This is a genomic window from Geodermatophilus obscurus (genome assembly GCF_900143215.1).
In the GTDB taxonomy this organism is placed as follows: Bacteria; Actinomycetota; Actinomycetes; order Mycobacteriales; family Geodermatophilaceae; genus Geodermatophilus; species Geodermatophilus obscurus_A.
Map to the genome: position 1 here is coordinate 21,788 of NZ_FRDM01000003.1, position 26,364 is coordinate 48,151.

Below are 26,364 nucleotides of genomic sequence, written 5' to 3' on the forward strand. Positions count from 1 at the left end.
GTGCCGCGCCAGCTCCATCTCTTCGACCGCCCGTCCCGGTTCGTCGCCGGCACGGTGGGCCAGCCCGGCGACCGCACCTTCTACCTGCAGGCCGCCGACGCCGCCGGCCGCGTGGTGAGCGTGGCGCTGGAGAAGACGCAGGTGCAGGTGCTCGCCGACCGGATGAACGAGCTGCTGGACGAGGTGGCCTCCCGTCCGGGCACCGTCGTCCCGCCGGACGCCGAGGTCGACGACCTGGAGCCGCTCGCCGCCCCGGTCGACGAGGAGTTCCGGGTCGCGGCGATGGGCCTGGCGTGGGACGGCGAGGCGCAGGCCGTCGTCGTCGAGGCCGTGGCCGCCGGCGACGAGCCCGTCGAGGAGGACGTCATCCTCTCCGACAGCGAGGAGGGCCCGGACGCGCTGCGGGTGACCATCACCCCGGCCGCCGCCCGCGCCTTCGTCGTCCGGGCCCGCCGGGTGGTGGCCGCCGGCCGCCCGGCCTGCCCGCTGTGCTCCCTCCCGCTGGACCCCGCCGGGCACGTGTGCCCGCGGCAGAACGGCTACCGCCGCTGAGCCCGGACCGAGCGCCCCGATGACCGAGCGCCCCGCCGACCCCGCCGCGGACCTGCGCGCCCCGGCCGACGACGCCGAGGCACGCACCCTGCTGCTCGAGGGCGAGATCGACCTCGAGGGCCGGATGCTCGACGCCAGCAACGTCACCCTGGTCGGGTACGTGCGCACCGGCGAGCTCGTGGCCGAGTGCGTCTACAAGCCCGTCGCCGGCGAGCGGCCGCTGTGGGACTTCCCCGACGGCACCCTCGCCGGCCGCGAGGTGTCCGCCGCGCTGGTCAGCGAGGCGACGGGCTGGCGGGTGGTGCCGCCGACCGTGCTGCGCGACGGCCCGTTCGGCCCCGGCATGGTGCAGCTGTGGGTGGACGGCGACCCCGACGTCGACCTGGCCGCCTTCGTCCGCTCCGACCACCCCGGCCTGCGCCGCATGGCGGTCTTCGACGCCGTCGTCAACAACGCCGACCGCAAGGGCGGGCACATCATCCCGACCTCCGACGGGCACGTGTACGGCGTCGACCACGGCATCTGCTTCTCCGTCGACCCCAAGCTGCGCACCCTGCTGTGGCGCTGGGCCGGGCAGCCGCTGCCGGGGGAGGTGGTGGAGGTGCTGGAGGAGCTCACCGGGGACCTGCTCGGCGACCTCGGCGAGCAGCTGCACGAGCACCTGACCCGGCGCGAGGTGCGGCGCACCCAGCAGCGGGTCGCCGAGCTGCTGCGCACCGGCCGGCACCCGCAGCCCAGCGGCGACTGGCCCGCGCTGCCCTGGCCGCCCTTCTAGCAGGACCTCCCTGCCCCCCACCGCTCGGAAGCTCACGGCGGGAGCCTGCAGGGAGGCCGTTCCACGACGTCGTCGGACTCGGTGCGGCACCATCCCCGTCGTGCACAGATCCCGCCTGGCCGTCCTCATGCTCGACCTGCCTCCCGACCTGCACGACGCCGGGCGGGCCTTCTGGTCCGGCGCCACCGGTCACGAGGTGTCCCCGGACCCCTTGGACGAGAACTGGTCGTCGCTGGGTGCCTTCGCCGGCGGCTTCCACCTCGAGGTCCAGCGCACCGGGCACGGGACGCCACCGCGCTGGCACGTCGACGTGGAGACCGACGACGTCGACGCGGAGGTGGCCCGGCTGGAGGCCCTCGGGGCGCGGCGGATCGCGGACATGGGCGGCTTCTGGCAGATGAAGGACCCCGCCGGCATGGTCTTCGACGTCGTCGGCGTCCAGACCGGGGAGGACTTCGAGCGGAACGCCAGGACCTGGCCCTGAGCCGCGCTACTCCAGCCGGACCAGGTCGATCATCGCGGCGGCCTGCAGCCCGTCGCCGTCCACGGTGAGCACCTCCAGCGGCACCCGCCGCCAGACGGCGAGCAGCAGGTCGCCGGCGGTGCCGGTGAGCCGGGCGATCGGCACCGGCCGCGAGCCGGGGAACAGCACCCGGTCCACCCCGGCGTCCACGGCGTGCAGGACGACGGGGTGCGCGCCCTCCGGCGGCCCCTCCGGCAGCGCGCCGGGGACGATCACCTCCAGCCACTCGTCCAGCCCGTCCAGGCCGACCCCGGTCGGGACCGGGCGGACGTCGCCGAGCACCTGCTCGGCGTCGACGGTGTGCACCACGGCCTCCATGGCCTGCCGGCGCAGCACGAAGCCGACGTCCTGCCGGCGCGCCCAGGTCCACACCCGCCCGGCCGGGTCGGCGCCGTCCAGCACCGTCTCCAGCTCCGCCGACCGGGCCAGGGCGAAGCCGAGCAGTTCGTCGTCCGGACGCCGGACCGGCTCGGCGTACGCACCGGGGTCGCTCGCGCGGGTGCGCACCACCCACGTCCAGAAGTGCTGCACCTCCGCCAGGTGCCAGACCAGGTCGGCCAGCGTCCACCCGGGGCAGCCGGGCACCGGCGTCTTCCAACCGCGGACGAGCACCGCCTCCGCGGCGACGTCGGCGAAGCGCGCGTTGGCCTTCCGCAGGACCGGCAGGTACTCGTCGAGCTCCATCGCGTCCCCCTCGGCGGCAGTGCCCCACTGTGCCGCACCCCGGCCCCTCGGGCACCGCCGCTGCGCGCCGGCCCAGGGGCTGCGCCCGTTCGCCGACGTCCGCCGGGTGCACCTTGCCGACCGCCCGCTGGCCGACCGCCCGCTGGCCGACCGCCCGCTTGCCGACCGCCCGCTGGTCGCGCCGCGGTGCCGGGAGCGGCGTCCGCGCCCCGGGCTGGGCCGGGCGCGTCGGCCGGCCGAACTAGTCTCCGTACGTGCTCGCCTGGCCCGCTCCGCTCCTCCCCACCCTCCCGGGCCCAGGCCCGGTCCTCACGCTGCACGACACCGCGCGCGGCGAGGTGGTCGCCACCGCTCCGGACACGACGGCGCGGATGTACGTCTGCGGCATCACGCCCTACGACGCCACCCACCTCGGCCACGCCGCCACCTACCTGGCCTTCGACCTGGTCAACCGGGTGTGGCGGGACGCCGGTCACGCCGTCCACTACGTGCAGAACGTCACCGACATCGACGACCCGCTGCTGGAGCGGGCCGAGCGGGACGGCGAGGACTGGGTCGTGCTCGGCATGCGCGAGACCGCCCTGTTCCGCGAGGACATGACCGCGCTGCGGGTGCTGCCGCCCGACGACTTCGTCGGCGCGGTCGAGTCGGTGCCGCGGATCGTCGCCCACGTGGAGACGCTGCTCGACGCGGGCCTGGCCTACGTGCTGGACGACGGCACCGGCGACGTCTACCACGACATCACCCAGGCCCCCGGCTTCGGCAGCGAGTCCGGCTACGACGAGGCCACCATGCTGCGGTACTCCGCCGAGCGCGGCGGCGACCCCGACCGCCCCGGCAAGCGCCACCGGCTGGACCCGATGCTGTGGCGCGGCCGGCGGCCGGGCGAGCCGTCCTGGCCCGGCCCGCGGGGCGTCGCCGGGCGCCCCGGCTGGCACATCGAGTGCGCCACCATCGCGCTGGAGACGATCGGGATGGGCTTCGACGTCCAGGGCGGCGGCAGCGACCTGGTCTTCCCGCACCACGAGTACTCCGCCGTGCACGCCGAGGCGCTCACGGCGACGGTGACGGGGGAGAAGCTGCCCTTCGCCCGGGCCTACGTGCACGCGGCCATGATCGGCCTGCACGGCGAGAAGATGAGCAAGAGCCGCGGCAACCTGGTCTTCGTCTCCAAGCTGCGCGGCGAGGGCGTCGACCCGATGGCCGTCCGCCTGGCGCTGCTGGCCGGCCACTACCGCACCGACCGCGCCTGGACGCCGGACCTGCTGGCCACCGCCGAGCGGCGGCTGGCCACCTGGCGCCGCGCCGTGGCCCGCGACGCCGGCGCCCCGGCCGCCCCGGTGCTGCAGGGCGTGCGCGAGCGGCTCTCCGCCGACCTGGACAGCCCCGGCGCCATCGCCCTGGTCGACGCGTGGGCCCAGCGGACCCTCGCGGCCGCGGCGGACGACGAACAGGAGGACGGCGCCCCGACGATCGTGTGCGACGCCGTCGACGCCCTGCTGGGCGTGGCCCTCCAGGAGCGCTGATGGAGCGGGGGTCCTTCCGCCTGGTCGACCGGGCGGCCCGGGAGCGCGCGGAGGAGGCCCTCGCGCCGGCGGCCACGCGGTCGACGGCGACCCGCGGCCGCGCCGTCGCCGAGGCCGAGGACGCCCTGCGCACCGCCTTCGAGCGCGACCGCGACCGGATCCTGCACGCCAAGGCCTTCCGCCGCCTCAAGCACAAGACGCAGGTCTTCCTCAACCCCGACGGTGACCACTTCGTCACCCGGCTGACCCACACGCTGCAGGTCACCCAGGTCGCCCGCTCGCTGGCCCGCGCACTCGGCCTGAACGAGCCCCTCGCCGAGGCGATCGCGCTGGGCCACGACCTGGGCCACTCGCCGTTCGGCCACATCGGCGAGGACGCGCTGGAGCCCTACGTCCCCGGCGGCTGGCACCACGCCGCGCAGGGCGTGCGGATCGTCGAGGTGCTCGAGCACCTCAACCTCACCTGGGAGGTCCGCGACGGCATCCGCGCGCACAGCTGGAAGATCACCCCGCCGCCGACCAGCCACGAGGCGGAGTGCGTGCGCTACGCCGACCGGATCGGCTACCTGTCCCACGACGCGCTGGACGCCGTCCGCGCCGGAGTGCTGCAGGTGCGCGACCTCCCCGCCCGCGCCCGCGCCGTCTTCGGCGACCCGGGCAGCCGGATGGTGGGCGCGATGATCGACGCCGTCGTCGAGGGGTCGCTCGTCGACGGGGGAGCGGTGGTCATGGCGCCCGGGCCGCTGGAGGCCATGCACGAGCTGCGGGCGTTCATGTTCCAGCGGGTCTACGCCTCGGAGACCGCGGCGGGGCAGAAGCAGCTGGCCATCGACGTCACCCGCCGGCTGGTCGACCACCACCTGTCCCACCCCGAGCTCATCCCGGCGACCTACCGCGACACCGCGGCCGATCCGGTCACCCAGGTCGTGGACTACGTGTCGGGGATGACCGACCGGTTCGCGCTGTCGACGCACGACCGGCTCTTCGACGCCGACGCCACCGCCCGCATGCGCCCGCTGCTGCGCTGAGTCCTCGCGACGCTCCGCGGCGCACCGCGGCCGGCTGCCGTCAGCCGGTTGCAGCGAGCACGGCCGGCCCTGCCGGCGTTCCGCCCGCACTGCCGGTGCTGCAGGACCGGCAGTCCACGGGCAACCCCGGCAGCGGCGCACCGACGGCCGTTATCCCCAACTGCCACGACGCCGGACGCGTGTGGCGAAGACGGGTCCTGCCTCAGTAGGACGTGCCGCCACGGCGGCGCAGGGGAAGGACCGCCTCCCCCTCACCCCTCGCCGGCTCGGGGTGAGCCTCCGGAGGCGGCCGGCTCAGGACGTGCCGCCACGGCGGCGCAGATATCTCTCGAACTCGCGGGCGATCTGGTCGCCGTCGGCCTCGGACAGGTCGTTCTCGGTGGCGCGCTCCTCGAGCGAGCGCACGTACTCGACGACCTCGGCGTCCTCGTTGGCCATCTCGTCGACGGTCTTCACCCACTCGTCGGCCTGCTGCGGCAGCGCGCCCAGCGGCACCGCGAGCTCCAGGACCTCCTCCACCCGGCGCAGCAGCGCGACCGTGGCCCGGGGGGACGGCGGCTGCGAGACGTAGTGCGGAACGGCGGCCCAGAAGCTGATCGCCGGCAGCCCGGCCTGGACGCAGGCGTCCTGGAAGACGCCGAGGATGCCGGTGGGCCCCTCGTAGCGGGAGGTCTCCAGCCCCCACTTCTCGGCCGACTCCGCGTCGTAGGCCGAGCCGCTGACCGGGGTCGGCCGGGTGTGCGGCGTGTCGGCCAGCAGGGCACCGAGGCCGACCACGGTGCGTGCGTCGAGCTCCTGGCACAGCTCGATGAGCTCCTCGCAGAAGCTGCGCCAGCGCATGTTGGGCTCGATCCCGCGGATGAGGACGACGTCCCGCCCCGAGCCCGGCGGGCGGGCCACGGAGATGCGCGTGGTGGGCCACTCGACCCGGCGGCTGACCCCGCCGATCAGCGAGACCGTCGGCCGGTTGACCTGGAAGTCGTAGTAGTCCTCGGGGTCCAGCGCGGCGAGCGGCGTGGCGTCCCAGATGAGCTCCAGGTGCTCCAGCGCCCCGGTCGCGGCGTCCCCGGCGTCGTTCCAGCCCTCGAAGGCGACGACCACCACCGGGTCGTCGAGCCGGGGTAGGTCCTCAGGGGTGGACTTCGGGTCGATCACCCCTGCGAGCCTACGACGGTCCGGCCTCCCCGCCGCGCTGTTCGGCCCGGACGGCGGGGCCGGCGTCCCCCGCGCGGGCGACCCGGGACCCCCTGCGGCGGCTACCCTGGCTCGGTGCCGTCCCGCATCGTGTCACCCGATCCGCGCCCGGACGCGACCGCGGAGCTCGCGGCCGTGCTCGGCCGGCGGATCCTGGTGCTCGACGGCGCGATGGGGACGGCGATCCAGCGCGACCGGCCCGACGAGGCCGGCTACCGCGGCGAGCGGTTCGCCGACTGGCCCACCGACGTGCAGGGCAACAACGACCTGCTCAGCATCACCCGGCCGGAGATCGTCGCGGGCATCCACCGCGAGTACCTCGAGGCCGGCGCGGACGTCATCGAGACCAACACCTTCAACGCCACGGCGATCTCGCTGCGCGACTACGCCATGTCCGACCTCGCCTACGAGATCAACGTGGCCGCGGCGCGGCTGGCGCGTGCCGAGGCCGACGCGATGACCGCCCGCACCCCGGACCGGCCTCGCTACGTCGCCGGCGCGATCGGCCCGACCAGCCGGACGGCGTCCATCTCCCCGGACGTCAACGACCCCGGCGCGCGCAACGTCGGCTTCGACGAGCTGGTCGAGGCGTACCTGGAGCAGGCCGACGGCCTGGTCGACGGCGGGGCCGACGTCCTGCTCATCGAGACGATCTTCGACACGCTCAACGCCAAGGCCGCGATCTTCGCGCTGGAGACCCTGTTCGAGCAGCGCAGGCGGCGCTGGCCGGTCATGGTCTCCGGCACGATCACCGACGCCTCCGGCCGGACGCTGTCGGGCCAGGTGACCGAGGCGTTCTGGCACTCGATCCGGCACGTGCGCCCGCTGCTGGTCGGCCTCAACTGCGCCCTGGGCGCCGCGGAGATGCGGCCCTACCTGGCCGAGCTGTCCCGGATCGCCGACACCCACATCTCCTGCTATCCCAACGCCGGCCTGCCCAACGCCTTCGGCGAGTACGACGAGTCGCCGGAGGAGACCGCCGCCGTCCTCGCCGAGTTCGCCGACGCCGGCTTCGTCAACATGGTCGGCGGCTGCTGCGGAACGACCCCGGCGCACATCGCTGCGATCGCGGCGACGGTCGAGGGCCGGGCCCCGCGGACGCCGCCGCAGGTGCGCCCCGCGCTGCGCCTGTCCGGCCTGGAACCGCTCGTCGTCGACGAGGACTCGCTGTTCGTCAACGTCGGCGAGCGGACCAACATCACCGGCTCGGCCCGCTTCCGCAACCTCATCCGCACCGGCGACTACCCGGCAGCGCTCGCCGTCGCCCGCCAGCAGGTCGAGGCCGGCGCGCAGGTGATCGACGTCAACATGGACGAGGGCATGATCGACGGCGTCCAGGCGATGGACCGCTTCCTCAAGCTGGTCGCCGCCGAGCCCGACATCTGCCGCGTGCCGGTGATGGTCGACTCCTCCAAGTGGGAGGTCATCGAGGCCGGCCTCAAGTGCGTGCAGGGCAAGTCGATCGTCAACTCCATCTCCCTCAAGGCGGGGGAGGAGGAGTTCGTCCGCTCCGCCCGGCTGTGCCGCAAGCACGGCGCCGCCGTCGTCGTCATGGCCTTCGACGAGCAGGGCCAGGCCGACTCGCTGCAGCGGCGCCAGGAGATCTGCCGGCGGGCCTACGACATCCTCGTCGAGCAGGTCGGCTTCCCGGCCGAGGACGTCATCTTCGACCCCAACGTCTTCGCCGTCGCCACGGGCATCGAGGAGCACGCCCGCTACGGGCTGGACTTCATCGAGGCCACCCGCTGGATCAAGCAGAACCTGCCCGGCGCGCTGGTGTCCGGCGGCGTCTCGAACGTGTCGTTCTCCTTCCGCGGCAACAACCCCGTGCGCGAGGCCATCCACGCGGTGTTCCTCTACCACGCGATCGCGGCCGGCATGGACATGGGCATCGTCAACGCGGGGGCCCTCGAGGTCTACGACGAGGTGCCCGGGCGGCTGCGCGAGCGGATCGAGGACGTCCTCCTGGCCCGCCGTCCCGACGCCACCGAGCGGCTGCTGGAGGTCGCCTCCGAGTACGCGGGGGACGGCGCGGCGAAGGAGGTCGCCTCCGAGGAGTGGCGCTCCCTCCCGGTCGAGCAGCGCATCACCCACGCGCTGGTGAAGGGCATCGACGGGTTCGTCGAGGCCGACACCGAGGAACTGCGGGCGCAGATCGCCGCGCGCGGCGGCCGGCCGATCGAGGTGATCGAGGGCCCGCTGATGGGCGGGATGAACGTCGTCGGCGACCTGTTCGGCGCCGGCAAGATGTTCCTGCCGCAGGTGGTGAAGTCCGCCCGCGTGATGAAGAAGGCCGTCGCCTACCTGGTGCCCTTCATCGAGGCCGAGAAGCAGCCGGGGGACGTCGAGCGCAGCAACGGCAAGGTGGTCATGGCCACCGTGAAGGGCGACGTCCACGACATCGGCAAGAACATCGTCGGCGTCGTCCTGCAGTGCAACAACTACGACGTCGTCGACCTCGGCGTCATGGTGCCGGCCCAGAAGGTGCTCGACACCGCCAAGCAGGAGGGCGCCGACGTCATCGGCCTGTCCGGGCTGATCACGCCGTCGCTGGACGAGATGAGCAGCCTGGCCGCCGAGATGGAGCGGCAGGGCTTCGAGATCCCGCTGCTCATCGGTGGGGCGACGACGTCGCGGGCGCACACCGCGGTCAAGGTGGCCCCGCGCTACCACGGGCCGGTCATCTGGGTGAAGGACGCGTCCCGGTCGGTGCCGGTCGTGGCCGCGCTGCTGTCCAACGAGCAGCGCCCGAAGCTGCTGGCCGACGTCGGGACCGAGTACGCCGGCCTGCGCGAACGGCACGCCGCCCGGCAGGACACCCGCGCGCTGCTGCCGCTGGAGGTCGCGCGCGCGGCCGCGCCGCCGGTCGACTGGAGCGGCTACGTCCCGCCGCGGCCGCGGATGCTGCTGCAGCAGGCGCGGGACGTGTGCGCGGGCCCGGACTGCGACCACCTGCACGGGCGGGTTCTGCAGTTCACGAGGGTCTTCGACGACTACCCGCTCGAGGAGCTGCGCCGGTACATCGACTGGCAGCCGTTCTTCAACGCCTGGGAGATGCGCGGCCGGTTCCCCGACATCCTGCACAACCCGGCGACCGGCGAGGCCGCGCGGCGGCTGTACGAGGACGCCCAGGAGACGCTCGACCGGATCGTCGCCGAGCGCTGGCTGCGGGCCAGCGGCGTGTTCGGCCTGTTCCCGGCCAACCGGGTGGACGGCGAGGACATCGAGGTCTACACCGACGAGTCGCGCACCGCCGTCCGGACGATGCTGCACCACCTGCGGCAGCAGACCCAGGGCCGCGACGGCTCGCCCCGAAAGTCGCTGGCCGACTTCGTCGCGCCCAGGGAGACCGGGCTGCGCGACTACGTCGGCGCGTTCGCCGTCACCGCCGGCCTGGGCTCGGCCGAGCGGGTCACGGCGTTCAAGGCGGCCAACGACGACTACAGCGCGATCATGCTCGAGGCGCTGGCCGACCGGCTGGCCGAGGCGTTCGCCGAGCGGCTGCACGAGCGGGTGCGCCGGGAGTTCTGGGGCTACGCCGCCGACGAGCACCTGGACAACGACGCGCTGATCGCCGAGCAGTACCGCGGCATCCGCCCGGCTCCGGGTTACCCGGCCTGCCCCGAGCACACCGAGAAGCGCACCATCTGGGAGCTGCTCGACGTCGAGGCCGCCACCGGCATCACGCTCACCGAGAGCATGGCCATGTGGCCCGGCGCCGCGGTCAGCGGCCTGTACCTCGCCCATCCGCAGGCGAGGTACTTCGTGCTGGGGCGGCTCGGCCGCGACCAGGTCGAGGACTACGCGCGGCGCAAGGGCTGGACGCTCGCGGAGGCCGAGCGCTGGCTCTCACCGAACCTGGGGTACCGCACCGACGACGAGTAGAAGTTCAAGGACCCCGTCCTCCCCACCCCTCGAAGAAGGACCCCGTCCCTCTCACCGCTCGCGAGCTCGGGGCGGGCCCCGGGACGGGGCCACGGAGCGCGGTGGAGGCCGTTCCCACCTGTCGCCGGGTGCGGTGACCGTCACGTCGGGAGCCCGCCCGGGGACGGGCCTGGCCCGCGGCCGCGCCGTACCGTGGACGCAATGGGCACCCCGGGGACCGGCGGATCGAACCGCGAGCGGCTGCAGGCAGTGCTGTTCGACATGGACGGCACGCTGGTGGAGACCGAGCAGCACTGGGGCGCGGCCATGTTCGCCCTCGCCCGCCGGCTCGGCGGGGAGATGTCCGCCGAGGCGCGGGAGCGCACCGTCGGCACGAGCATGAGCACGGCGCTGGGCGTCCTGTACGCCGACCTGGGGGTGACCCGCAGGGAGGCGGAGGCACGCGCCGACGCCCGCTGGATCGAGGACACCGTCGCCGAGCTGCTGACCGGCCCGCTGACCTGGCGGCCCGGTGCCCGCGAGCTGCTCACCGAGGCCCGGGCCGCTGCGCTGCCGACGGCGCTGGTGACCACCACGCCGCGGCGGCTGGCCGACGTCGTCCTGGCGAAGGTCGACCGCGACCTCGACGGGCTGCCCGCCTTCGACGTCACCGTCTGCGGCGACGAGGTGCCCGCCCGCAAGCCCGACCCGGCGCCCTATCGCCAGGCGATGGCCGCCCTGGGCGTGGACGCCGACGGCTGCGTGGTGGTCGAGGACTCGCTGTCCGGAGCCACCGCTGGACTCGCCGCCGGCGCCGCGGTGCTCGGCGTGCCCTCCCTGCAGCCGCTCTCGCCGACACCCGGTCTCGTGCTGCGCGACACCCTGGCCGGCGTCCGGCTGGCCGACCTGACCGAGGTGCTGGCCGTCCGCGGCGCGGTGCACGCCGGGACCTAACCCAGCGGCACCTCCCGGCCGCGGGCGACGACGACGCGCGGCCGCTGCAGGGCGGTCACGTCGGTCGTCACGTCGCCGTCGGTGCCGAGCAGGTCGGCGTCGTACCCGGCCGCCAGCCGACCGGTGCGTCCACCGAGCCCGCAGGCGCGGGCCGCCCGGGCCGTCGCCGCGGTCAGCGCGTCGGCGAGCGGGACGCCGCAGGGGCCGGCGAGGTCGGCGACCGCGTACGCCACACCCCCGTGCGGCTTGACCGGGCCGATCCCCGCGTCGGTGCCGGCGAGCAGGCTCACGCCCGCCCGGTACAGGCCCGCGACGTGGGACAGGTGCTGCTCGACCGTCGCGCCGACCGCGGCCATCCGGGCCTGCACGTGCGGCGGCGGGTCGACGCCGGGCAGGAACCCCACGGTCGGGCAGACGACCGGGCCGGCCGCAAGCGCCGCGGCCAGCTCGGCCGGCAGGTGGGTGCCGGACCCGGTCAGGCAGCTGCAGTGCTCGATGCCGTCGACGCCGGCCGCCACGCCACGCTCGACCGCGGCCAGGCCGTGCGCGTGCGCGGTCACCGGCAGGCCGAGCCGGTGCGCCTCGTCGACCACGGCGCGCAGCTCCTCGAGGCTGAACTGGCAGGCGGTGAGGTCGGTACCGGGGGTCAGCACGCCGCCGCTGGCCATCACCTTCACCACGCCCGCGCCCCGCTCGGCCCGCTCGCGCACCGCGTGGCGCAGCGCCTGCACCCCGGACGTCTCGCCGCCCATCGACCAGCAGTGCCCGCCGGGTGAGGTGATCGGCGGCCCGGCCGCGACGACGGTCGGCCGCTCGCCGTCGCGCCCGGCACGCTGCAGGACGGTCCACCGGTGGTCGCCGAGGTCCCGGACGGCGGTGACGCCCGCGCGCAGCGAGGCCTGCTCGGCGGCGGTGACGACGGCGTCCAGGGCGGCCGCGTCCAGCTCGGGGATCTGGTCCAGCGCGCGCGGCCCGCCGTCCCCGCAGAGGTGCACGTGGGTGTCGATCAGCCCGGGCAGCAGCGTGCTGGCGGGGAGGTCGGTGACCACGCAGCCCTCGGGAGCCGGCGCGGTGCCGGGCTCGACGCCCACGATGGTGGAGCCCTCCACCAGCACCAGCGCCCCGCCGTCGAGGAAGCGCTCGCCGTCGAAGGCCCGCGGTGCCCGGTATCCGCGCATGGGCGATGCTCCCGCTGCGCGGTGCGACCGGTCCAGCGGTTCAGGAGCGCCTGTCGTCGTCCAGGTACTGCTTGTAGGTGCGTGCCGCCGGCGCCCAGTCCGCGGCCTCGTGGAAGGCGAACGCCGCCGGGTCGTCGGCGGACAGCTGCAGCTCGTAGCAGCCGGCGGCCTCGCCGTGCGCCCGGGCCGCGGCCAGGAGTGCCCGGCCGACCCCGGCCCGGCGCGCGCCGGCGTCGACGACGACGTTCTCGACCAGCAGGTGCGGCCGGCCGGCGCGGGCCGCGTTGGCCAGCACGGTCAGGTCCGCCGTGCCGACGACCACCCCGCCGACCTCGGCGAGGAGCACCGTGCGGCCCGGCGTGGCCAGCGGGCGGCCCGCGCGGCCGCGACCGCCTCGTCGACCCGCAGGTCCAGCTCCGGGTAGGGCTGCCGGTACAGCCGCACCGCGTCGGGCAGGTCGTCGCGCGCCGCCGTCCGGACGGCAACCGCCGCGGGTAGGTGCACCCGCTACTCGCGCTCGACGACCGGCAGCGTCGGCCACCCGGCGGCGGCCGCGGCCGCGGTGGGGAAGGGCGGGGGCGTGCCGCCGAACGAGGGGCACAGCGCCTGGTGGTCGCACCAGTCGCACAGCCGGGTGCGGTTGGGCCGGAAGTCCCCGGTGGCGACCGCCCGCTCGATGGCCGCCCAGATCGCCTGCAGGGTGCGCTCGAAGCGGACCAGCTCGGCCTCGTCGGGCGCGTAGGTCAGCGCGTCGCCGTTGCCCAGGTAGAGCAGCTTGAGCTGGCTGGCCACCACGCCGCGGGTGCGCCACAGCACGAGCGCGTAGAACTTCATCTGGAACAGGGCCTTGCCCTCGAACGCCTCGCGAGGCATCGAGCCGGTCTTGTAGTCGACCACCCGCAGCGCGCCGTTGGGGGCGACGTCGAGCCGGTCGACGTAGCCGCGCAGCAGCAGCCCGTCGGGCAGCGTGACCTCGACCAGCTCCTCGCGGCCGTGCGGCTCGATCCGCGACGGGTCCTCCAGGGAGAAGTAGGTCTCCACGAGCTTGCCGGCTGACGCCAGCCACGCCTGCAGCGACGGGGGCTGCTCGGCAGCGGCGTCGTCGGCCGCGCCGCCCTCGGCGAAGAGGGCGGCGACCTCCGGGTCGGCCCGCAGCTCCTCCCACGCCGGGGCCACCAGCTCCCGGGCCGCCTCGGCCGTGCGCCGGCGGGCGGGCAGGTCGTAGAGGCGCTCGAGCACCGCGTGCACCAGCGTGCCGCGGACCGCGGCCAGGCTCCTGCGCTCGGGCAGCCGGTCGATCGTGCGGAACCGGTACAGCAGGGGACAGGTCTTGAAGTCGGCCGCCCGGCTCGGGGACAGCGAGGGGCGGCGCGGGGTCCCGGTCGGGTCGACGGGCGAGTCCGGGGAAGAGGCAGCCGCGTCGGCGGGCTGCCCGGTGACCGAGCGCCCGTGCGCCGAGTCCTGCGCCATCGCCGTCATGCCTTCGAGGCTAGGCCGGGGTGCCGACAGAACCGAGCGCGCGCGCCGCACGCGGCGCGCGCCTCCGTAGGCTGGCCGCCCGTGGACGCGCAGCAGCACACCGACGAGCCGATCCTCGACGAGGCCACCAACGGGAACGGCCCTCGTGCAGGGTCCCGCCGCGAGCGTGCGAGCGGTGGGGGGCAGGAGGGTCCTGCTGCGGTCGCAGGGGCCTTCGTCGCCGGGGACCGGGTGCAGCTCACCGACCCCAAGGGCCGGCTGCACACCGTCGTCCTCGAGCCCGGCAAGCTCTTCCACACCCACCGCGGCGCGATCGCGCACGACGACCTCATCGGCGCGCCGGAGGGCTCCGTCGTCCACTCGACGGCGAACACCGGCTACCTGGCGTTCCGGCCGCTGCTGGCCGACTTCGTCCTCTCCATGCCCCGGGGCGCCCAGGTCATCTACCCCAAGGACGCCGCCCAGATCGTCGGCTTCGGCGACATCGGCCCCGGCATGCGGGTGCTCGAGGCCGGCGCCGGGTCCGGGGCGCTGACCTGCTCGCTGCTGCGCGCGGTGGGCGAGCACGGCCGCGTCACCAGCTACGAGCGCCGGGAGGACTTCGCCGACGTCGCCCGCGCCAACGTCGGCGCCTTCTTCGGCGAGGTGCCGGCGACCTGGTCGCTGCGGCTCGGCGACCTGGACCAGCACCCGGCCGAGGAGGTCGTGGACCGGGTCGTGCTGGACATGCTGGAGCCGTGGGCGGTGCTGCCCGCCGTGGCCGCCGCGCTGCGCCCCGGGGGCGTGCTCGTCGGCTACGTCGCCACGACCACGCAGCTGTCCACCTACGTCGAGGCGCTGCGGGCGCAGGGCGTGTGGACCGAGCCGCACGCCTGGGAGTCGCTGCTGCGGCCGTGGCACGCGGTCGGTCTCGCCGTCCGCCCCGAGCACCGGATGGTCGCGCACACCGCCTTCCTGGTCACCGCGCGGCGGCTGGCCGAGGGCGTCGTGGCCCCGCTGCGCCAGCGGCGGGCACAGAAGTAGGTAGACCCCGCTGCCCCCACCGCTCGGAGTAGGGACCCCGTCCTCCCCGCCCCTCGCAGGCTCGGGGCGGGACCCGGGACGGGGCCGTGCAGCGGGGCGGCCCTGCGCGAGCCCCGGGCGCACTGTCGCCGCGCGTGTATAGATTTGCGTCCTGGCTCTCCCGATCTGTCGGAGGTGCGCGATGGGCCCCGGTCTTGGCAATGGTCCCGACGAGTTCAGGGCGCGGCGGGAGCGTGACGTGACGGCGCTGCTCAGCCAGATCTCCTACCTGGAGGAGGAGATCGGCCTGCTGCGCCGCAAGGTGGCGGAGAGCCCCCGCCAGCTGCGGCTGCTGGAGGAGCGGGTGGCGGAGGCGGAGGGTCGCGCGGCCTTCCTGTCCGAGCGCAACGACAAGCTCGCCGGCACGCTGCGCGACGCCCGCGACCAGCTGGTCACGCTCAAGGAGGAGGTCGACCGGCTCGGCCAGCCGCCGTCGGGCTACGGCGTCTTCCTCACCGGGCACGACGACGGCACGGTCGACGTCTTCACCGGCGGCCGCAAGCTGCGCGTCTCGGTCTCCCCGGCCGTGGAGGTCGTCGACCTCCAGCACGGCCAGGAGGTCATGCTCAACGAGGCGATGAACGTCGTCGAGGCGTGCGGCTTCGAGCGTGCCGGCGACGTCGTCATGCTCAAGGAGCTGCTTGAGCCGGTCGAGGGCGAGGCGCCGCGCGCGCTGGTCATCGGGCACACCGACGAGGAGCGCGTCGTCCACCTCGCCGACTCCCTCACCGACCAGCCGCTGCGCAGCGGCGACTCGTTGCTGCTGGAGACCCGCTCGGGCTACGCCTACGAGCGGATCCCCAAGAGCGAGGTCGAGGAGCTCGTGCTCGAGGAGGTCCCCGACATCGACTACGGCGACATCGGTGGCCTGTCCCGGCAGATCGAGCAGATCCGCGACGCCGTCGAGCTGCCGTTCCTGCACGCCGACCTGTTCCGCGAGTACGAGCTGCGCCCGCCGAAGGGCATCCTGCTCTACGGCCCGCCCGGCTGCGGGAAGACGCTCATCGCCAAGGCGGTGGCCAACTCGCTGGCCAAGAAGGTCTCCGCGGTGAAGGGGGAGGGGCAGGCGAAGTCCTACTTCCTCAACATCAAGGGTCCCGAGCTGCTCAACAAGTACGTCGGCGAGACCGAGCGGCACATCCGGCTGGTCTTCCAGCGGGCCCGCGAGAAGGCCGGCGAGGGCACGCCGGTGATCGTCTTCTTCGACGAGATGGATTCGATCTTCCGCACCCGCGGGTCCGGGGTCTCCTCGGACGTCGAGAGCACGATCGTCCCCCAGCTGCTCAGCGAGATCGACGGCGTGGAGGGGCTGGAGAACGTCATCGTCATCGGCGCCTCCAACCGCGAGGACATGATCGACCCGGCGATCCTGCGGCCCGGCCGCCTGGACGTGAAGATCAAGATCGAGCGGCCGGACGCGGAGGCCGCCCGCGACATCTTCAGCAAGTACCTGACGACCACGCTGCCGTTGCACCCCGACGACCTCGCCGAGCACGGCAACAGCCGCGAGGCCACGGTGGCCGGGATGATCCAGCGCACCGTCGAGCGGATGTACACCGAGAGCGAGGAGAATCGCTTCCTCGAGGTGACCTACGCCAACGGTGACAAGGAGGTCCTGTACTTCAGGGACTTCAACTCCGGGGCGATGCTGCAGAACATCGTCGACCGCGCCAAGAAGATGGCCATCAAGGAGCGGCTGGAGACCGGCGCCGCCGGCCTGCGGGTCGGCCACCTGATGCAGGCCTGCGTCGACGAGTTCAAGGAGAACGAGGACCTGCCCAACACCACCAACCCCGACGACTGGGCGCGGATCTCGGGCAAGAAGGGCGAGCGGATCGTCTACATCCGCACGCTCATCAGCGGCAAGGGCGCCGACAGCGGTCGGGCGATCGACACCGCGACCAACACCGGCCAGTACCTGTAGCTCGTCCCGGCGGGATCGGCGGTCTCGCACGTGCTGCGGCCGCAGCCGTGCGAGACCGCCGATGTCGCTGCCGGTGACGGGCGCAGTGGCGGCTGTCCGCCCGTCTGCGGACGGCGTCGTCAGGGACGCCTAGGGTGGCGGCATGGGCGTGCGGCGGGTCATGGGCACCGAGGTCGAGTACGGCATCTCGGTGCCCGGGCAGCCGACGGCGAACCCGACGACGTTGTCGAGCCAGGTGGTGAACGCCTGGGCGGTGGCCGAGGCGCCCACGCCCCGCCGGCCGCGCTGGGACTTCGAGGAGGAGTCGCCGCTGCGCGACGCCCGCGGCTTCGACCTGTCCCCGGCCCAGGCGCTGGACCACAACGACCTGGAGGAGGACTCGGGGATGGCCAACGTCATCCTGACCAACGGGGCCCGCCTCTACGTCGACCACGCGCACCCGGAGTACTCGACGCCGGAGGTCACCAACCCGCGCGACGTCGTCCTGTGGGACAAGGCGGGGGAGCAGGTGATGGCCGAGGCAGCCCGGCGGGCCGCGCGCGTCCCGGGCACCCAGCCGATCCAGCTGTACAAGAACAACACCGACGGCAAGGGCGCGTCCTACGGCGCGCACGAGAACTACCTGATGGACCGGCGGACGCCGTTCCTCGACATCATCCGCGGGCTCATCCCCTTCTTCGTGACCCGCCAGGTGGTGGCCGGCTCGGGGCGCGTGGGCATCGGCACCGAGAGCCGCACGCAGGGCTTCCAGCTCTCCCAGCGCGCGGACTTCTTCGAGGTCGAGGTGGGGCTGGAGACGACGCTCAAGCGGCCGATCATCAACACCCGCGACGAGCCGCACGCCGACGCCGACAAGTACCGCCGACTGCACGTGATCATCGGTGACGCCAACCTCGCCGAGCTGTCCACCTACCTGAAGGTCGGGACGACGTCGCTGGTGCTGGACATGATCGAGGCGCGCACCCTGACCCGGGACCTCTCCCTCGAGGAGCCGGTCGCGGAGCTGCAGGCGATCAGCCACGACCCGTCGCTGACCCACCGGGTGCGGCTGCGCGACGGGCGCCGGATGACGGCGCTGGAGGTGCAGCAGACCTACCTGGAGATGGCGCAGCGGCACGTCGACCGGCACGGGGAGGACGACGGCCAGTCCGCCGACGTGCTGCGCCGGTGGGCCGAGGTGCTCGAGGACCTGGCCGTCGACCCGATGCGCTGCGCCGACCGGCTGGACTGGCCGGCGAAGCTGCGGCTGCTGGAGGGCTACCGCTCCCGCGACGGCCTCGCGTGGGGGGACTCCCGCCTGCACCTGGTGGACCTGCAGTACTCCGACGTGCGGCCGGAGAAGGGGCTGTACCACCGGCTGGTGTCGCGCGGGTCGATGCGGCGGATGCTGACCGACGACGAGGTGACGCAGGCGATGGTGCACCCCCCGTCGGACACCCGGGCCTTCTTCCGCGGGGAGTGCCTGCGCCGCTATCCGGCCCAGGTGGCCGCGGCGTCGTGGGACTCGGTGGTCTTCGACCTCGGCCGGGAGAACCTGGTCCGCATCCCGACCATGGAGCCGCTGCGGGGCACTCGGGACCACGTCGGCGCGCTGTTCGAGTCGACGTCCTCGGCGCAGGAGCTCGTCGACACCATCACCGGCGGCTGACCACGCCGGTCGGTCGGCCTCCGTTCGTCGCAGCCCACGGGTAACTTCAGCACCAGGCACCCGTCACAGGGCACCAGCCACGACCTGCACCTGGAGGAACCCATGGCCACGAGGGACAGCGGCGGTCAGCAGCGCTCGACGCGCAGCCGGGAGGAGACCGACGAGGTCGAGGCGTCGGTCGACACCGAGGTCGCCGAGCGCCACAAGGAGGTCACCGAGGACCTCGACTCCATCCTCGACGAGATCGACGAGGTATTGGAGGAGAATTCGGAGGAATTCGTGCGTAGTTATGTACAAAAGGGAGGGCAATAGACATTCCCTCTGTGGGTTAGAAAACGGCAGACGCAATGGCTGTCCAGAAATACTGTCGCGATTGCGGCGAGGCTCGACCGGCGAGCGAGTTCACCAAGGATCGTCGGCGGGTGGACGGCTTGGCGTTCTACTGCAAGACGCACGCACGGCTACGATTGCGGCGGTCGCAGGACGCCAAGCGCGGTGGTCCGCCGACGCATCGCTTTGCCCGAGACGTCCAAGTGCCTCCTGGCCACAAGTGGTGTCCCGACTGCGCGACGGTGAAGCCTCTCGACGGGTTCGTCCGCAATGCAGGCCTCCCTTCGGGTCGGGCTCCGTACTGCAAGCCGTGCCACAACCTCCGAGGGAAGTCGTCGAGGGATAAGGTGGGCGGCTCGCGGACGTACCACCTCAAGAAGCGATACGGGATCACCGCCGCCGATGCGGACGCGATGCTGGCAGCGCAGGGCGGCCTCTGCGCCATCTGCGGCGTCGCAGCAGCGGAGCACGTCGACCACGACCACGACACGGGCGGGGTTCGCGAGTTGCTGTGCTTCAACTGCAACGGCGGGCTCGGACAGTTCAAGGACGACCCCGAGGTGCTCCGCGTGGCCGCTGACTACGTCGAGCGACACCGCGCCCTGCTGCGATCCGTCAACAACCGGCCGGAGGCCGGGAAGGCGTCCGGCCAGCGCCGGCCTGGCGTCGCGCGTGACCGGCGGTGCAGCCATGGGTTCGCCCGCTGGAAGGCGATGCACGTGGGCGATTGAGCGTCGGGCGATCGCCTCGGCCCGCTCCCGTGTCGAGGCGGCACGCTGTTCGCCCTGGCACCGGACAGCCACCGGTCCGGGTCGCCGGTAGGGTCGCGAACAGGCGCACGGGAGACACCGGCACGCGGGCGAGAGGCGGATGGGTGAGCGAGTACTCGGCTGGCCGGAGCGGGTTCACGCCCGCGTATCTGGACCGGGTGGGGTCCTCGTTCACCGACTTCTTGGCGGTGGCGGCGCCCGACCTGCTGCCGGGCCGCCGTCCGGTGCCGCAGATCCCGGTCGGGAACGTCACGCCGCACGGCACCACGATCGTCTCGGTCACCTACGACGGCGGCGTCCTCATGGGCGGCGACCGGCGGGCAACCATGGGCAACCTGATCTCCAGCCGGGACATCGAGAAGGTCTACCCGGCCGACGCCTGGTCGGTCATCGGCATCGCCGGCGCGGCCGGCATCGCCATCGAGATGGTCCGGCTGTACCAGGTCGAGTTGGAGCACTACGAGAAGATCGAGGGCCTCACGCTCTCCCTCGACGGCAAGGCCAACCGGCTGGCCCAGATGATCCGCGGCAACCTCGGCGCCGCGCTGCAGGGCCTGGCCGTCGTCCCGCTGTTCGCCGGCTTCGACCTCGACGCCGCCCCGGGCGCCGCCCCCGGGCGGATCTTCAGCTACGACGTCACCGGCGGGAACTACGAGGAGCGCGGCTACTCCGCCGTCGGCTCCGGTTCGCTGTTCGCCCGCAACTCGCTGAAGAAGACCTGGCGGCCGGACCTGGACGGCGACGCCGCCACCCGCAGCCTGGTCGAGGCGCTCTACGACGCCGCCGACGACGACTCCGCGACCGGCGGCCCCGACCCGGTGCGCCGGCTGTACCCGATCGTCTACCGGGTCGACGCCGAGGGCGCGGTCCGGCTCGGCGACGACGAGATCGCCGCCGTCGCCACCGGCATCATCGACGAGCGGTCCGCCGCGGACGGGCAGGGCTGACGCCATGACGATGCCGTACTACGCCTCGCCCGAGCAGCTGATGCGGGACAAGTCGGAGTACGCCCGCAAGGGCATCTCCCGCGGCCGCAGCGTCGCCGTCGTCACCTACGCCGACGGCGTGCTGTTCATCGCCGAGAACCCCAGCTCGACGCTGCACAAGGTCGGCGAGCTCTACGACCGGATCGGCTTCGCCGCCGTCGGCCGTTACAGCGAGTTCGAGAGCCTGCGGGTGGCCGGCGTGCGGCTGGCCGACGTCCGCGGCTACTCCTACAACCGCCGCGACGTCACCGGCCGGGTCATCGCCAACGCCTACGCGCAGACCCTGGGTGAGGTCTTCACCCAGCAGATGAAGCCCTTCGAGGTCGAGCTGTGCGTCGCCGAGGTGGGCGAGACCCCGGAGACCGACCAGCTCTACCGGCTGACCTTCGACGGGTCGGTCGTCGACGAGCCGGACTTCGTCGTCATGGGCGGCCAGGCCGAGGCGGTCAGCGCGAACCTGCGCGAGCACTTCCTGCCCGGCATGGGGCTGGCCGAGGCGCTGCGGGTCGGCGTCCAGGCCCTGTCGGCGGTCAGCCCCGCCACCAGCGCCGGCAACGGCGGCCCCGCCCTGCTCACCGCCGAGCAGCTCGAGGTCGCGGTCCTCGACCGGCGGCGGCCCAAGCGGGCCTTCCGCCGGATCACCGATGCCGCGCTGCGCCCGCTGCTCGACCGGCAGGAGGATGCCGCGGCCGTCACCGGCGAGGAGCCGCACACCGCCGCGCACGCGCCGAGCACGCCCCAGCCGGGCGCCCCGGCCGGGCTCGGCGACCCCGGCGCGCCGGACACCGGGGGGACGGCGGGCAGCGGGGGAGAGGCACCCACCACCTGACCCGGGCCGACCCGCCGCCTGCCGGCCCCGGGGTGGGGCGACCCCACCGCCACCACCGAGGCGCTCGCCTGCGTGCAGGTCGGCGCGGCCTCGTCGGGCCGCGCCCGGCGTCGTGCCGGTGCCGCTGGTCCCGCGGACCGGGTCCGCCCCTCCGGTGCCTGAGCCCACCCCGGGCGTGCGCGCCAGCCGCCCGCTGTCGCCATCGGCGCCTAGGCTCGGTCCGTGGAACGACGGATCTTCGGCATCGAGACCGAGTACGGCGTGACGTGCACCTTCCGTGGCCAGCGCCGGCTGTCCCCGGACGAGGTCGCCCGCTACCTGTTCCGCCGCGTGGTGTCGTGGGGGCGCAGCTCGAACGTCTTCCTGCGCAACGGCTCCCGGCTGTACCTGGACGTGGGCAGCCACCCCGAGTACGCCACCGCGGAGTGCGACGACCTGTCCGAGCTGGTCGTGCACGACAAGGCCGGCGAGCGGATCCTGGAGGGGCTGCTGGTCGACGCCGAGCAGCGGCTGGCCGAGGAGGGCGTCACCGGCGACATCTACCTGTTCAAGAACAACACCGACTCCGCCGGCAACAGCTACGGCTGCCACGAGAACTACCTGGTGGGCCGGCACGGGGAGTTCAGCCGGCTGGCCGACGTGCTGATCCCCTTCCTGGTCAGCCGGCAGATCGTCGTCGGCGCGGGCAAGGTGCTGCAGACCCCGCGCGGGGCGATCTACTGCATCAGCCAGCGCGCCGAGCACATCTGGGAGGGCGTCTCCTCGGCGACCACCCGCTCCCGGCCGATCATCAACACCCGCGACGAGCCGCACGCCGACGCCGAGCGCTACCGCCGGCTGCACGTCATCGTCGGGGACTCGAACATGAACGAGACGACGACGCTGCTCAAGGTCGCCGTCACCGACCTGGTGCTGCGGATGATCGAGGCCGGGGTGCCGATCCGGGACATGACGCTGGAGAACCCGATCCGCGCCATCCGCGAGATCAGCCACGACATGACCGGACGGCGCAAGGTGCGGCTGGCCAACGGCCGGGAGATGTCGGCGCTGGAGATCCAGTCGGAGTACCACTCCCGCGCCGCGGAGTTCGTCGACCGGGAGGGCTTCGGCCCGGTGCACCGGCAGATGCTCGAGCTGTGGGGGCGGGTGCTCAAGGCCGTCGACACCGGCGACCTGTCGCTGATCGACCGGGAGATCGACTGGGCCACCAAGTACCAGCTGATCGAGCGCTACCGGGCCAAGCGGGACCTGCCGATGAGCTCTCCGCGGATCGCCCAGATGGATCTGGCCTACCACGACATCAGCCGCACCCGCGGGCTGTACTACCTGCTGGAGCGCAACAACCAGGTCGACCGGGTGGCCCACGAGCCGCGGGTGTTCGAGGCCAAGAACGTGCCCCCGCAGACCACCCGGGCCCGGCTGCGCGGGGAGTTCATCCGCCGGGCGCAGGAGAAGCGCCGCGACTTCACCGTCGACTGGGTGCACCTCAAGCTCAACGACCAGGCGCAGCGCACCGTGCTGTGCAAGGACCCGTTCAAGGCCGTCGACGAGCGCGTCGACAAGCTCATCGCGTCGATGTGACGTGCCCGAGTGGGCCCCGGAGGGGTCCGCGAAGGGTGCGTCGGCGGGGCTCAGCGCGACCGGAAACGGTTCCTGGCCGCGGTGGAGGCCGGTAGGCCGACCGGGTGCTCAGGCCTGGCCGCGGTGGAGGCCGGTAGGCCGACCGGGTGCTCAGGCCTGGCCGCGGTGGAGGCCGGTAGGCCGACCGGGTGCTCAGGCCTCGTCGTCGGGGAGCGGGACCTGCAGCGCGGCGTAGCGGCCGGCGGCCGCCGCGGCCAGGAAGTAGGCGCGCTCCTCGGGGAAGCTGCGGCCCATCGTCGACAGCGGCACGGGGGACAGGCCCAGGGCCTCCTCCAGCCCGTCGACGTCCATCCACACCACCCGGTTGCGCTCCGGTTGCCCGGCGAGGTCCTCCTCGACCTGGCTGCCCAGCTCCGAGCCCAGCCCGCGCGGCGCCACCAGCGTCACCCCGCCCAGCGCGACCCGGCCGAACGCGGTCAGCGAGTGGTGGGAGACCCCGCGGTGCCGCGGCCGCGGGTCGGCGTCGGAGATGCGCAGCGCCCCGACCGGCAACCCGCCGAGCACGGTGACCGCGTTGCACGCCTCGCCGGCGGCCACCCCGGAGAAGCCCCACGGCGTCCCGGTGCCGAGGTTGCCCGGCCCCTGGCTGACGATCGCCACGTCGGCGCCGAGCACGTGCTTCGCGGCGAGCAGCCCGGTGTGCAGGGTGACCGCCTCCAGGTCGCCGCCGAAGGCCTGCCCCACGGTGACCACCCCGGCCAGGGACGACGCCAGCGACGACAGCGTGCGGGAGAAGCCGGCGACCAGCGCGCCGCCGTCGGTCATGACGTAGGCGACCCTCAGGTCGGGGTCGGTGGCCAGCACGCCGATGAGCGCGGCCGGCAGCGCCGAGTGCAGATCGGCGACGACGACCGGCATCCCGGCGAGGTCCTCGGCGTCGGCGATGGTGCGGTGGTGCTCGGTGTCCTGCTCGTCGACGCCCTGCACGCTGACCTGCAGCGGCGTGTAGCGGGCCTTGACCAGGTGGCCGGGTCCGCTGGGGTCCGGCGGCAGCCGGTCGGGGACGGCAACCACGAGCGCGTAGCCGCCGGTGCCCAGCCGCTGCGCCCAGGCCGTGGTGTTGAGCAGCACGGTGTCGCCGACCTCCGGGACGCCGACCAGCGAGGGGTGCGCCAGCGCCTGCACCTGGCCGTCGCCGTCGACCTCGGCGGTGAGCTCCTGGGCGTCCCGCCAGGCCCGCCCCAGGGCGGTCACCGTGCCCCGTCGCCACCGGATCCGCTGCTGCGTCGTTCCGCGTTCCCCCACCCGCGCAGGCTAGCCAGCGCCGCTCCCGGATCGCCCGGCCCCCTGCAGGGTCCCGCCGCGCGGCCCCGTCCCGGGTCCCGCCCCGAGCTCGCGAGGGGTGGGGAGGACGGGGGCCTGCCATGGCGGGGGGCAGCGGGTCCGTCAACTAGCCTGGGCGTGTGGCGGCGAAGCGGGCGGAGCGGCTGGTGAACCTCGTCATCGCCCTGCTCGGCACTCGGCAGTACGTGACCGCGGCGAAGATCCGGGCCACCGTGCCCGGTTACGAGCCCGACGACGGCACCGCCCGCGCCGACGAGGCGTTCAAGCGGATGTTCGAGCGGGACAAGGCCGAGCTGCGCGAGATGGGCGTGCCGCTGGAGACCGGCCGCACCAGCGTCTTCGACACCGAGGACGGCTACCGCATCGCCCGCGCGAACTACGAGCTGCCCGAGATCACCCTCACCGGCGAGGAGGCCGCCGCGGTGGGCCTGGCGCTGCGGCTGTGGGAGTCCGCGCAGCTGGCCGGGGCCGCGCAGAGCGCGCTTGTCAAGCTCAAGGCCGCCGGGGTGGACGTGGACACCTCGCGGGCGATCCCGCTGCGCCCACGGCTCGACTCCGACGAGCCGGCCTTCGAGCCCTGCTACGCCGCGGCGCGCGACCGCCGGGTGCTGACCTTCGACTACCGCCGTCCCGACGAGGACGCCCCCACCCGCCGGCGCGTGCAGCCCTGGGGCGTCGTCGCCTGGCACGGCCGCTGGTACCTCGGCGGGCTGGACCTCGACCGGCAGGCGCCGCGGGTCTTCCGGCTCTCCCGTGTCGTGGGCACCCCGAAGGCCACCGGCCCGGCGGGGGCCTTCGAGCCGCCGGAGGACGTCGACCTGGCGGCGATGGTCGCCGGGCAGTCGCGGGGGGAGGAGCAGCTCGTCGTGGTGCGGGCCCGACCCGGCACCGCGGTGGGGCTGCGCCGGCACGCCGTTCCGCTCGGCCCGGCCGAGGACGGGGACGACCGGCTGGAGGTGCGCACCACCGAGCCGATGCGGCTGGCCGGCGAGATCGCCTCCTACGGGGCCGACGTCGTCGTCGAGGCCCCGGCCGCGGTGCGCGCGGCGGTCGTCGAGCGGCTGACCCGCCTGGCCGCGATGGCGCCGGAGGGGGCGGCATGAGCGCCCCCACGACCACCGAGCGCATGACCCGGCTGCTCTCGCTGGTCCCGTACCTCACCGCCCGCCCCGAGGGGGTACCGCTGGCCGAGGTGGCCCGCGACTTCGGCGTCCCCGAGCGGCAGCTGCGCCGCGACATGGAGCTGCTGTGGATGTGCGGACTGCCCGGCTACGGTCCCGGGGACCTCATCGACCTGGCCTTCGAGGGCGACCGGGTGCGGGTCACCTTCACCGCCGGCATGGTCCGCCCGCTGCGGCTGACCACCGACGAGGCCGTCGCCCTGGTCGTCGCGCTGCGCACCCTGCTCGAGCTGCCCGGCCTGGCCGAGCGGGAGGCGGTCAGCCGCGCGCTGGCCAAGGTCTCGGCCGCCGCCGGGCACGCCACGCAGGGGGGAACGCCGGTGGCGCTGTCGGTCGACGCCAAGGAGCAGGCGCTGGCCGTCGTCCGGGAGGGCCTGGAGCGCGGGCGGGCGCTGCACCTGCACTACTACGTGCCCACCCGCGACGAGCGGACCGAGCGCACCGTCGACCCGCTGCGGCTGCTGCTGGTCGACGGCCGCTGGTACCTGGAGGCCTGGTCCCGGGAGGTCGGCGGTGTCCGGCTGTTCCGGCTGGACCGGATCGACGACGTCGAGGTCCTCGACCAGCCGTCCGCGCCCCCGCCGGGGGTGCCGCTGCGCGACGTCGACAACGGGCTCTACCAGCCCGAGCCGGGCTCGCCGGTGGTGCGGCTGCGGCTGGCCCGCACCGCCCGCTGGGTGGCCGAGTACTACCCGGTCGAGGACGTCCGCGAGGTGCCGGACCCGCCCGGCGGCCTCGCGGTCGCGCTGCGCACCGCCGACATGGCGTGGGCCCGGCGGCTGGTGGCCTCCCTCGGCGGAGCCGCCACCGTCGACGAGCCGGCCGAGCTGGCCGCGGCCGTCGCCGCCGACGCCCGGGCCGCGCTCGGCCGCTATGCAGCCGAGGGGCAGGCAGCCGAGGGGCAGGCAGCCGAGGGACAGCTGCCGTCCACCTCCGGCGACTAGGGTCGGGC

Annotated in this window: 23 protein-coding genes; 17 read left to right on the forward strand and 6 right to left on the reverse strand. The window is 74.0% G+C overall.

Annotated features, from left to right (window positions below):
• The 3 genes from BUB17_RS04040 (at position 1) to BUB17_RS04050 (ending at position 1,811) form a co-directional block, all read left to right on the forward strand.
• Positions 1–552: a DUF3090 family protein gene (locus tag BUB17_RS04040; protein ID WP_072913833.1), complete on the forward strand. Its 552-nt coding sequence runs from the start codon at positions 1–3 to the stop codon at positions 550–552.
• Positions 553–571: 19 nt separating this feature from the next.
• Entirely contained in the window at positions 572–1,327 is a 756-nt protein-coding gene (locus BUB17_RS04045; RefSeq protein ID WP_072913837.1) for an SCO1664 family protein, read from the forward strand.
• A gap of 100 nt (positions 1,328–1,427) precedes the next feature.
• Positions 1,428–1,811: a VOC family protein gene (locus BUB17_RS04050; protein WP_072913841.1), complete on the forward strand. Its 384-nt coding sequence runs from the start codon at positions 1,428–1,430 to the stop codon at positions 1,809–1,811.
• Between the two features lie 6 nt (positions 1,812–1,817).
• On the opposite strand, the gene BUB17_RS04055 is transcribed toward BUB17_RS04050, so the two are convergent.
• Positions 1,818–2,534 carry a maleylpyruvate isomerase family mycothiol-dependent enzyme gene (locus tag BUB17_RS04055; protein ID WP_072913845.1) on the reverse strand — a complete coding sequence of 239 codons (717 nt, stop codon included), beginning with the start codon at positions 2,532–2,534 and terminating at the stop codon, positions 1,818–1,820.
• 254 nt (positions 2,535–2,788) lie between these two features.
• Between BUB17_RS04055 and mshC the strand changes: the two genes are divergently transcribed.
• Both mshC and BUB17_RS04065 read left to right on the forward strand, forming a co-directional pair.
• Positions 2,789–4,060, forward strand: coding sequence for a cysteine--1-D-myo-inosityl 2-amino-2-deoxy-alpha-D-glucopyranoside ligase (mshC, locus tag BUB17_RS04060; protein WP_072913847.1), 1,272 nt, complete (start codon positions 2,789–2,791; stop codon positions 4,058–4,060).
• Positions 4,060–5,088, forward strand: coding sequence for an HD domain-containing protein (locus BUB17_RS04065; protein WP_072913850.1), 1,029 nt, complete (start codon positions 4,060–4,062; stop codon positions 5,086–5,088). The genes mshC and BUB17_RS04065 overlap by 1 nt, the downstream gene beginning before the upstream one ends.
• 294 nt (positions 5,089–5,382) lie before the next feature.
• On the opposite strand, the gene BUB17_RS04070 is transcribed toward BUB17_RS04065, so the two are convergent.
• The gene (locus BUB17_RS04070; RefSeq protein WP_072913854.1) at positions 5,383–6,243 is read right to left on the reverse strand and encodes a PAC2 family protein; all 861 of its coding nucleotides are present in this window, start codon (positions 6,241–6,243) and stop codon (positions 5,383–5,385) included.
• Positions 6,244–6,357: 114 nt separating this feature from the next.
• Here BUB17_RS04070 and metH point away from each other — a divergent pair, with 114 nt between their 5' ends.
• Positions 6,358–10,167 carry a methionine synthase gene (metH, locus tag BUB17_RS04075; RefSeq protein ID WP_072913857.1) on the forward strand — a complete coding sequence of 1,270 codons (3,810 nt, stop codon included), beginning with the start codon at positions 6,358–6,360 and terminating at the stop codon, positions 10,165–10,167.
• 201 nt (positions 10,168–10,368) lie between these two features.
• Positions 10,369–11,100, forward strand: coding sequence for an HAD family hydrolase (locus BUB17_RS04080; protein WP_072913859.1), 732 nt, complete (start codon positions 10,369–10,371; stop codon positions 11,098–11,100).
• On the opposite strand, the gene BUB17_RS04085 is transcribed toward BUB17_RS04080, so the two are convergent.
• The 3 genes from BUB17_RS04085 to BUB17_RS04095 form a co-directional block, all read right to left on the reverse strand.
• Positions 11,097–12,278, reverse strand: coding sequence for an amidohydrolase family protein (locus BUB17_RS04085; protein ID WP_072913862.1), 1,182 nt, complete (start codon positions 12,276–12,278; stop codon positions 11,097–11,099). The two genes, BUB17_RS04080 and BUB17_RS04085, sit on opposite strands and share 4 nt — an antisense overlap.
• A gap of 40 nt (positions 12,279–12,318) precedes the next feature.
• Complete coding sequence (locus tag BUB17_RS04090; protein ID WP_208983308.1) at positions 12,319–12,624, reverse strand: GNAT family N-acetyltransferase; 306 nt, start codon at positions 12,622–12,624, stop codon at positions 12,319–12,321.
• Between the two features lie 161 nt (positions 12,625–12,785).
• Positions 12,786–13,757 carry a RecB family exonuclease gene (locus BUB17_RS04095; protein WP_244276896.1) on the reverse strand — a complete coding sequence of 324 codons (972 nt, stop codon included), beginning with the start codon at positions 13,755–13,757 and terminating at the stop codon, positions 12,786–12,788.
• Positions 13,758–13,838: 81 nt separating this feature from the next.
• Here BUB17_RS04095 and BUB17_RS04100 point away from each other — a divergent pair, with 81 nt between their 5' ends.
• The 8 genes from BUB17_RS04100 to pafA all read left to right on the forward strand — a co-directional run bounded on the left by BUB17_RS04100 (position 13,839) and on the right by pafA (position 22,887).
• Positions 13,839–14,780, forward strand: coding sequence for a tRNA (adenine-N1)-methyltransferase (locus BUB17_RS04100; protein ID WP_072913865.1), 942 nt, complete (start codon positions 13,839–13,841; stop codon positions 14,778–14,780).
• A gap of 238 nt (positions 14,781–15,018) precedes the next feature.
• Positions 15,019–16,743 (forward strand): proteasome ATPase, encoded by a 1,725-nt coding sequence (gene arc / locus BUB17_RS04105; protein WP_244276898.1) that lies wholly within the window; start codon positions 15,019–15,021, stop codon positions 16,741–16,743.
• Positions 16,744–16,885: 142 nt separating this feature from the next.
• The gene (gene dop / locus BUB17_RS04110; RefSeq protein ID WP_072913871.1) at positions 16,886–18,391 is read left to right on the forward strand and encodes a depupylase/deamidase Dop; all 1,506 of its coding nucleotides are present in this window, start codon (positions 16,886–16,888) and stop codon (positions 18,389–18,391) included.
• 102 nt (positions 18,392–18,493) lie between these two features.
• Complete coding sequence (locus tag BUB17_RS04115) at positions 18,494–18,703, forward strand: ubiquitin-like protein Pup (RefSeq protein WP_072913874.1); 210 nt, start codon at positions 18,494–18,496, stop codon at positions 18,701–18,703.
• 365 nt (positions 18,704–19,068) lie between these two features.
• On the forward strand, positions 19,069–19,452 hold the full coding sequence (locus BUB17_RS27650; protein WP_072913878.1) for an endonuclease VII domain-containing protein: 384 nt from the start codon (positions 19,069–19,071) through the stop codon (positions 19,450–19,452).
• Positions 19,453–19,595: 143 nt separating this feature from the next.
• Positions 19,596–20,438, forward strand: a complete 843-nt coding sequence (prcB, locus tag BUB17_RS04125; protein WP_083606014.1) for a proteasome subunit beta — start codon at positions 19,596–19,598, stop codon at positions 20,436–20,438.
• A 4-nt stretch (positions 20,439–20,442) separates the two neighbouring features.
• Positions 20,443–21,306, forward strand: a complete 864-nt coding sequence (gene prcA, locus BUB17_RS04130; RefSeq protein ID WP_072913881.1) for a proteasome subunit alpha — start codon at positions 20,443–20,445, stop codon at positions 21,304–21,306.
• Between the two features lie 222 nt (positions 21,307–21,528).
• Positions 21,529–22,887 carry a Pup--protein ligase gene (pafA, locus tag BUB17_RS04135; protein ID WP_072913883.1) on the forward strand — a complete coding sequence of 453 codons (1,359 nt, stop codon included), beginning with the start codon at positions 21,529–21,531 and terminating at the stop codon, positions 22,885–22,887.
• A gap of 192 nt (positions 22,888–23,079) precedes the next feature.
• On the opposite strand, the gene BUB17_RS04140 is transcribed toward pafA, so the two are convergent.
• Positions 23,080–24,192 carry a DUF3866 family protein gene (locus BUB17_RS04140; protein ID WP_072913886.1) on the reverse strand — a complete coding sequence of 371 codons (1,113 nt, stop codon included), beginning with the start codon at positions 24,190–24,192 and terminating at the stop codon, positions 23,080–23,082.
• Positions 24,193–24,350: 158 nt separating this feature from the next.
• Here BUB17_RS04140 and BUB17_RS04145 point away from each other — a divergent pair, with 158 nt between their 5' ends.
• On the forward strand, positions 24,351–25,334 hold the full coding sequence (locus BUB17_RS04145) for a helix-turn-helix transcriptional regulator (RefSeq protein ID WP_072913889.1): 984 nt from the start codon (positions 24,351–24,353) through the stop codon (positions 25,332–25,334).
• Complete coding sequence (locus BUB17_RS04150) at positions 25,331–26,356, forward strand: helix-turn-helix transcriptional regulator (protein WP_072913892.1); 1,026 nt, start codon at positions 25,331–25,333, stop codon at positions 26,354–26,356. Before BUB17_RS04145 ends, BUB17_RS04150 begins: the two co-directional genes overlap by 4 nt.
• The last annotated feature ends 8 nt before the right edge of the window (positions 26,357–26,364 follow it).

Coding starts and splice junctions, on each gene's coding strand:
- BUB17_RS04045 (WP_072913837.1), top strand. CDS start 572: ATGACCGAGCGCCCCGCCGACCCCGCCGCGGACCTGCGCGCCCCGGCC.
- BUB17_RS04055 (WP_072913845.1), bottom strand. CDS start 2,534: ATGGAGCTCGACGAGTACCTGCCGGTCCTGCGGAAGGCCAACGCGCGC.
- BUB17_RS04065 (WP_072913850.1), top strand. CDS start 4,060: ATGGAGCGGGGGTCCTTCCGCCTGGTCGACCGGGCGGCCCGGGAGCGC.
- BUB17_RS04080 (WP_072913859.1), top strand. CDS start 10,369: ATGGGCACCCCGGGGACCGGCGGATCGAACCGCGAGCGGCTGCAGGCA.
- BUB17_RS04085 (WP_072913862.1), bottom strand. CDS start 12,278: ATGCGCGGATACCGGGCACCGCGGGCCTTCGACGGCGAGCGCTTCCTC.
- BUB17_RS04095 (WP_244276896.1), bottom strand. CDS start 13,757: ATGACGGCGATGGCGCAGGACTCGGCGCACGGGCGCTCGGTCACCGGG.
- dop (WP_072913871.1), top strand. CDS start 16,886: ATGGGCGTGCGGCGGGTCATGGGCACCGAGGTCGAGTACGGCATCTCG.
- BUB17_RS04115 (WP_072913874.1), top strand. CDS start 18,494: ATGGCCACGAGGGACAGCGGCGGTCAGCAGCGCTCGACGCGCAGCCGG.
- prcA (WP_072913881.1), top strand. CDS start 20,443: ATGACGATGCCGTACTACGCCTCGCCCGAGCAGCTGATGCGGGACAAG.
- BUB17_RS04150 (WP_072913892.1), top strand. CDS start 25,331: ATGAGCGCCCCCACGACCACCGAGCGCATGACCCGGCTGCTCTCGCTG.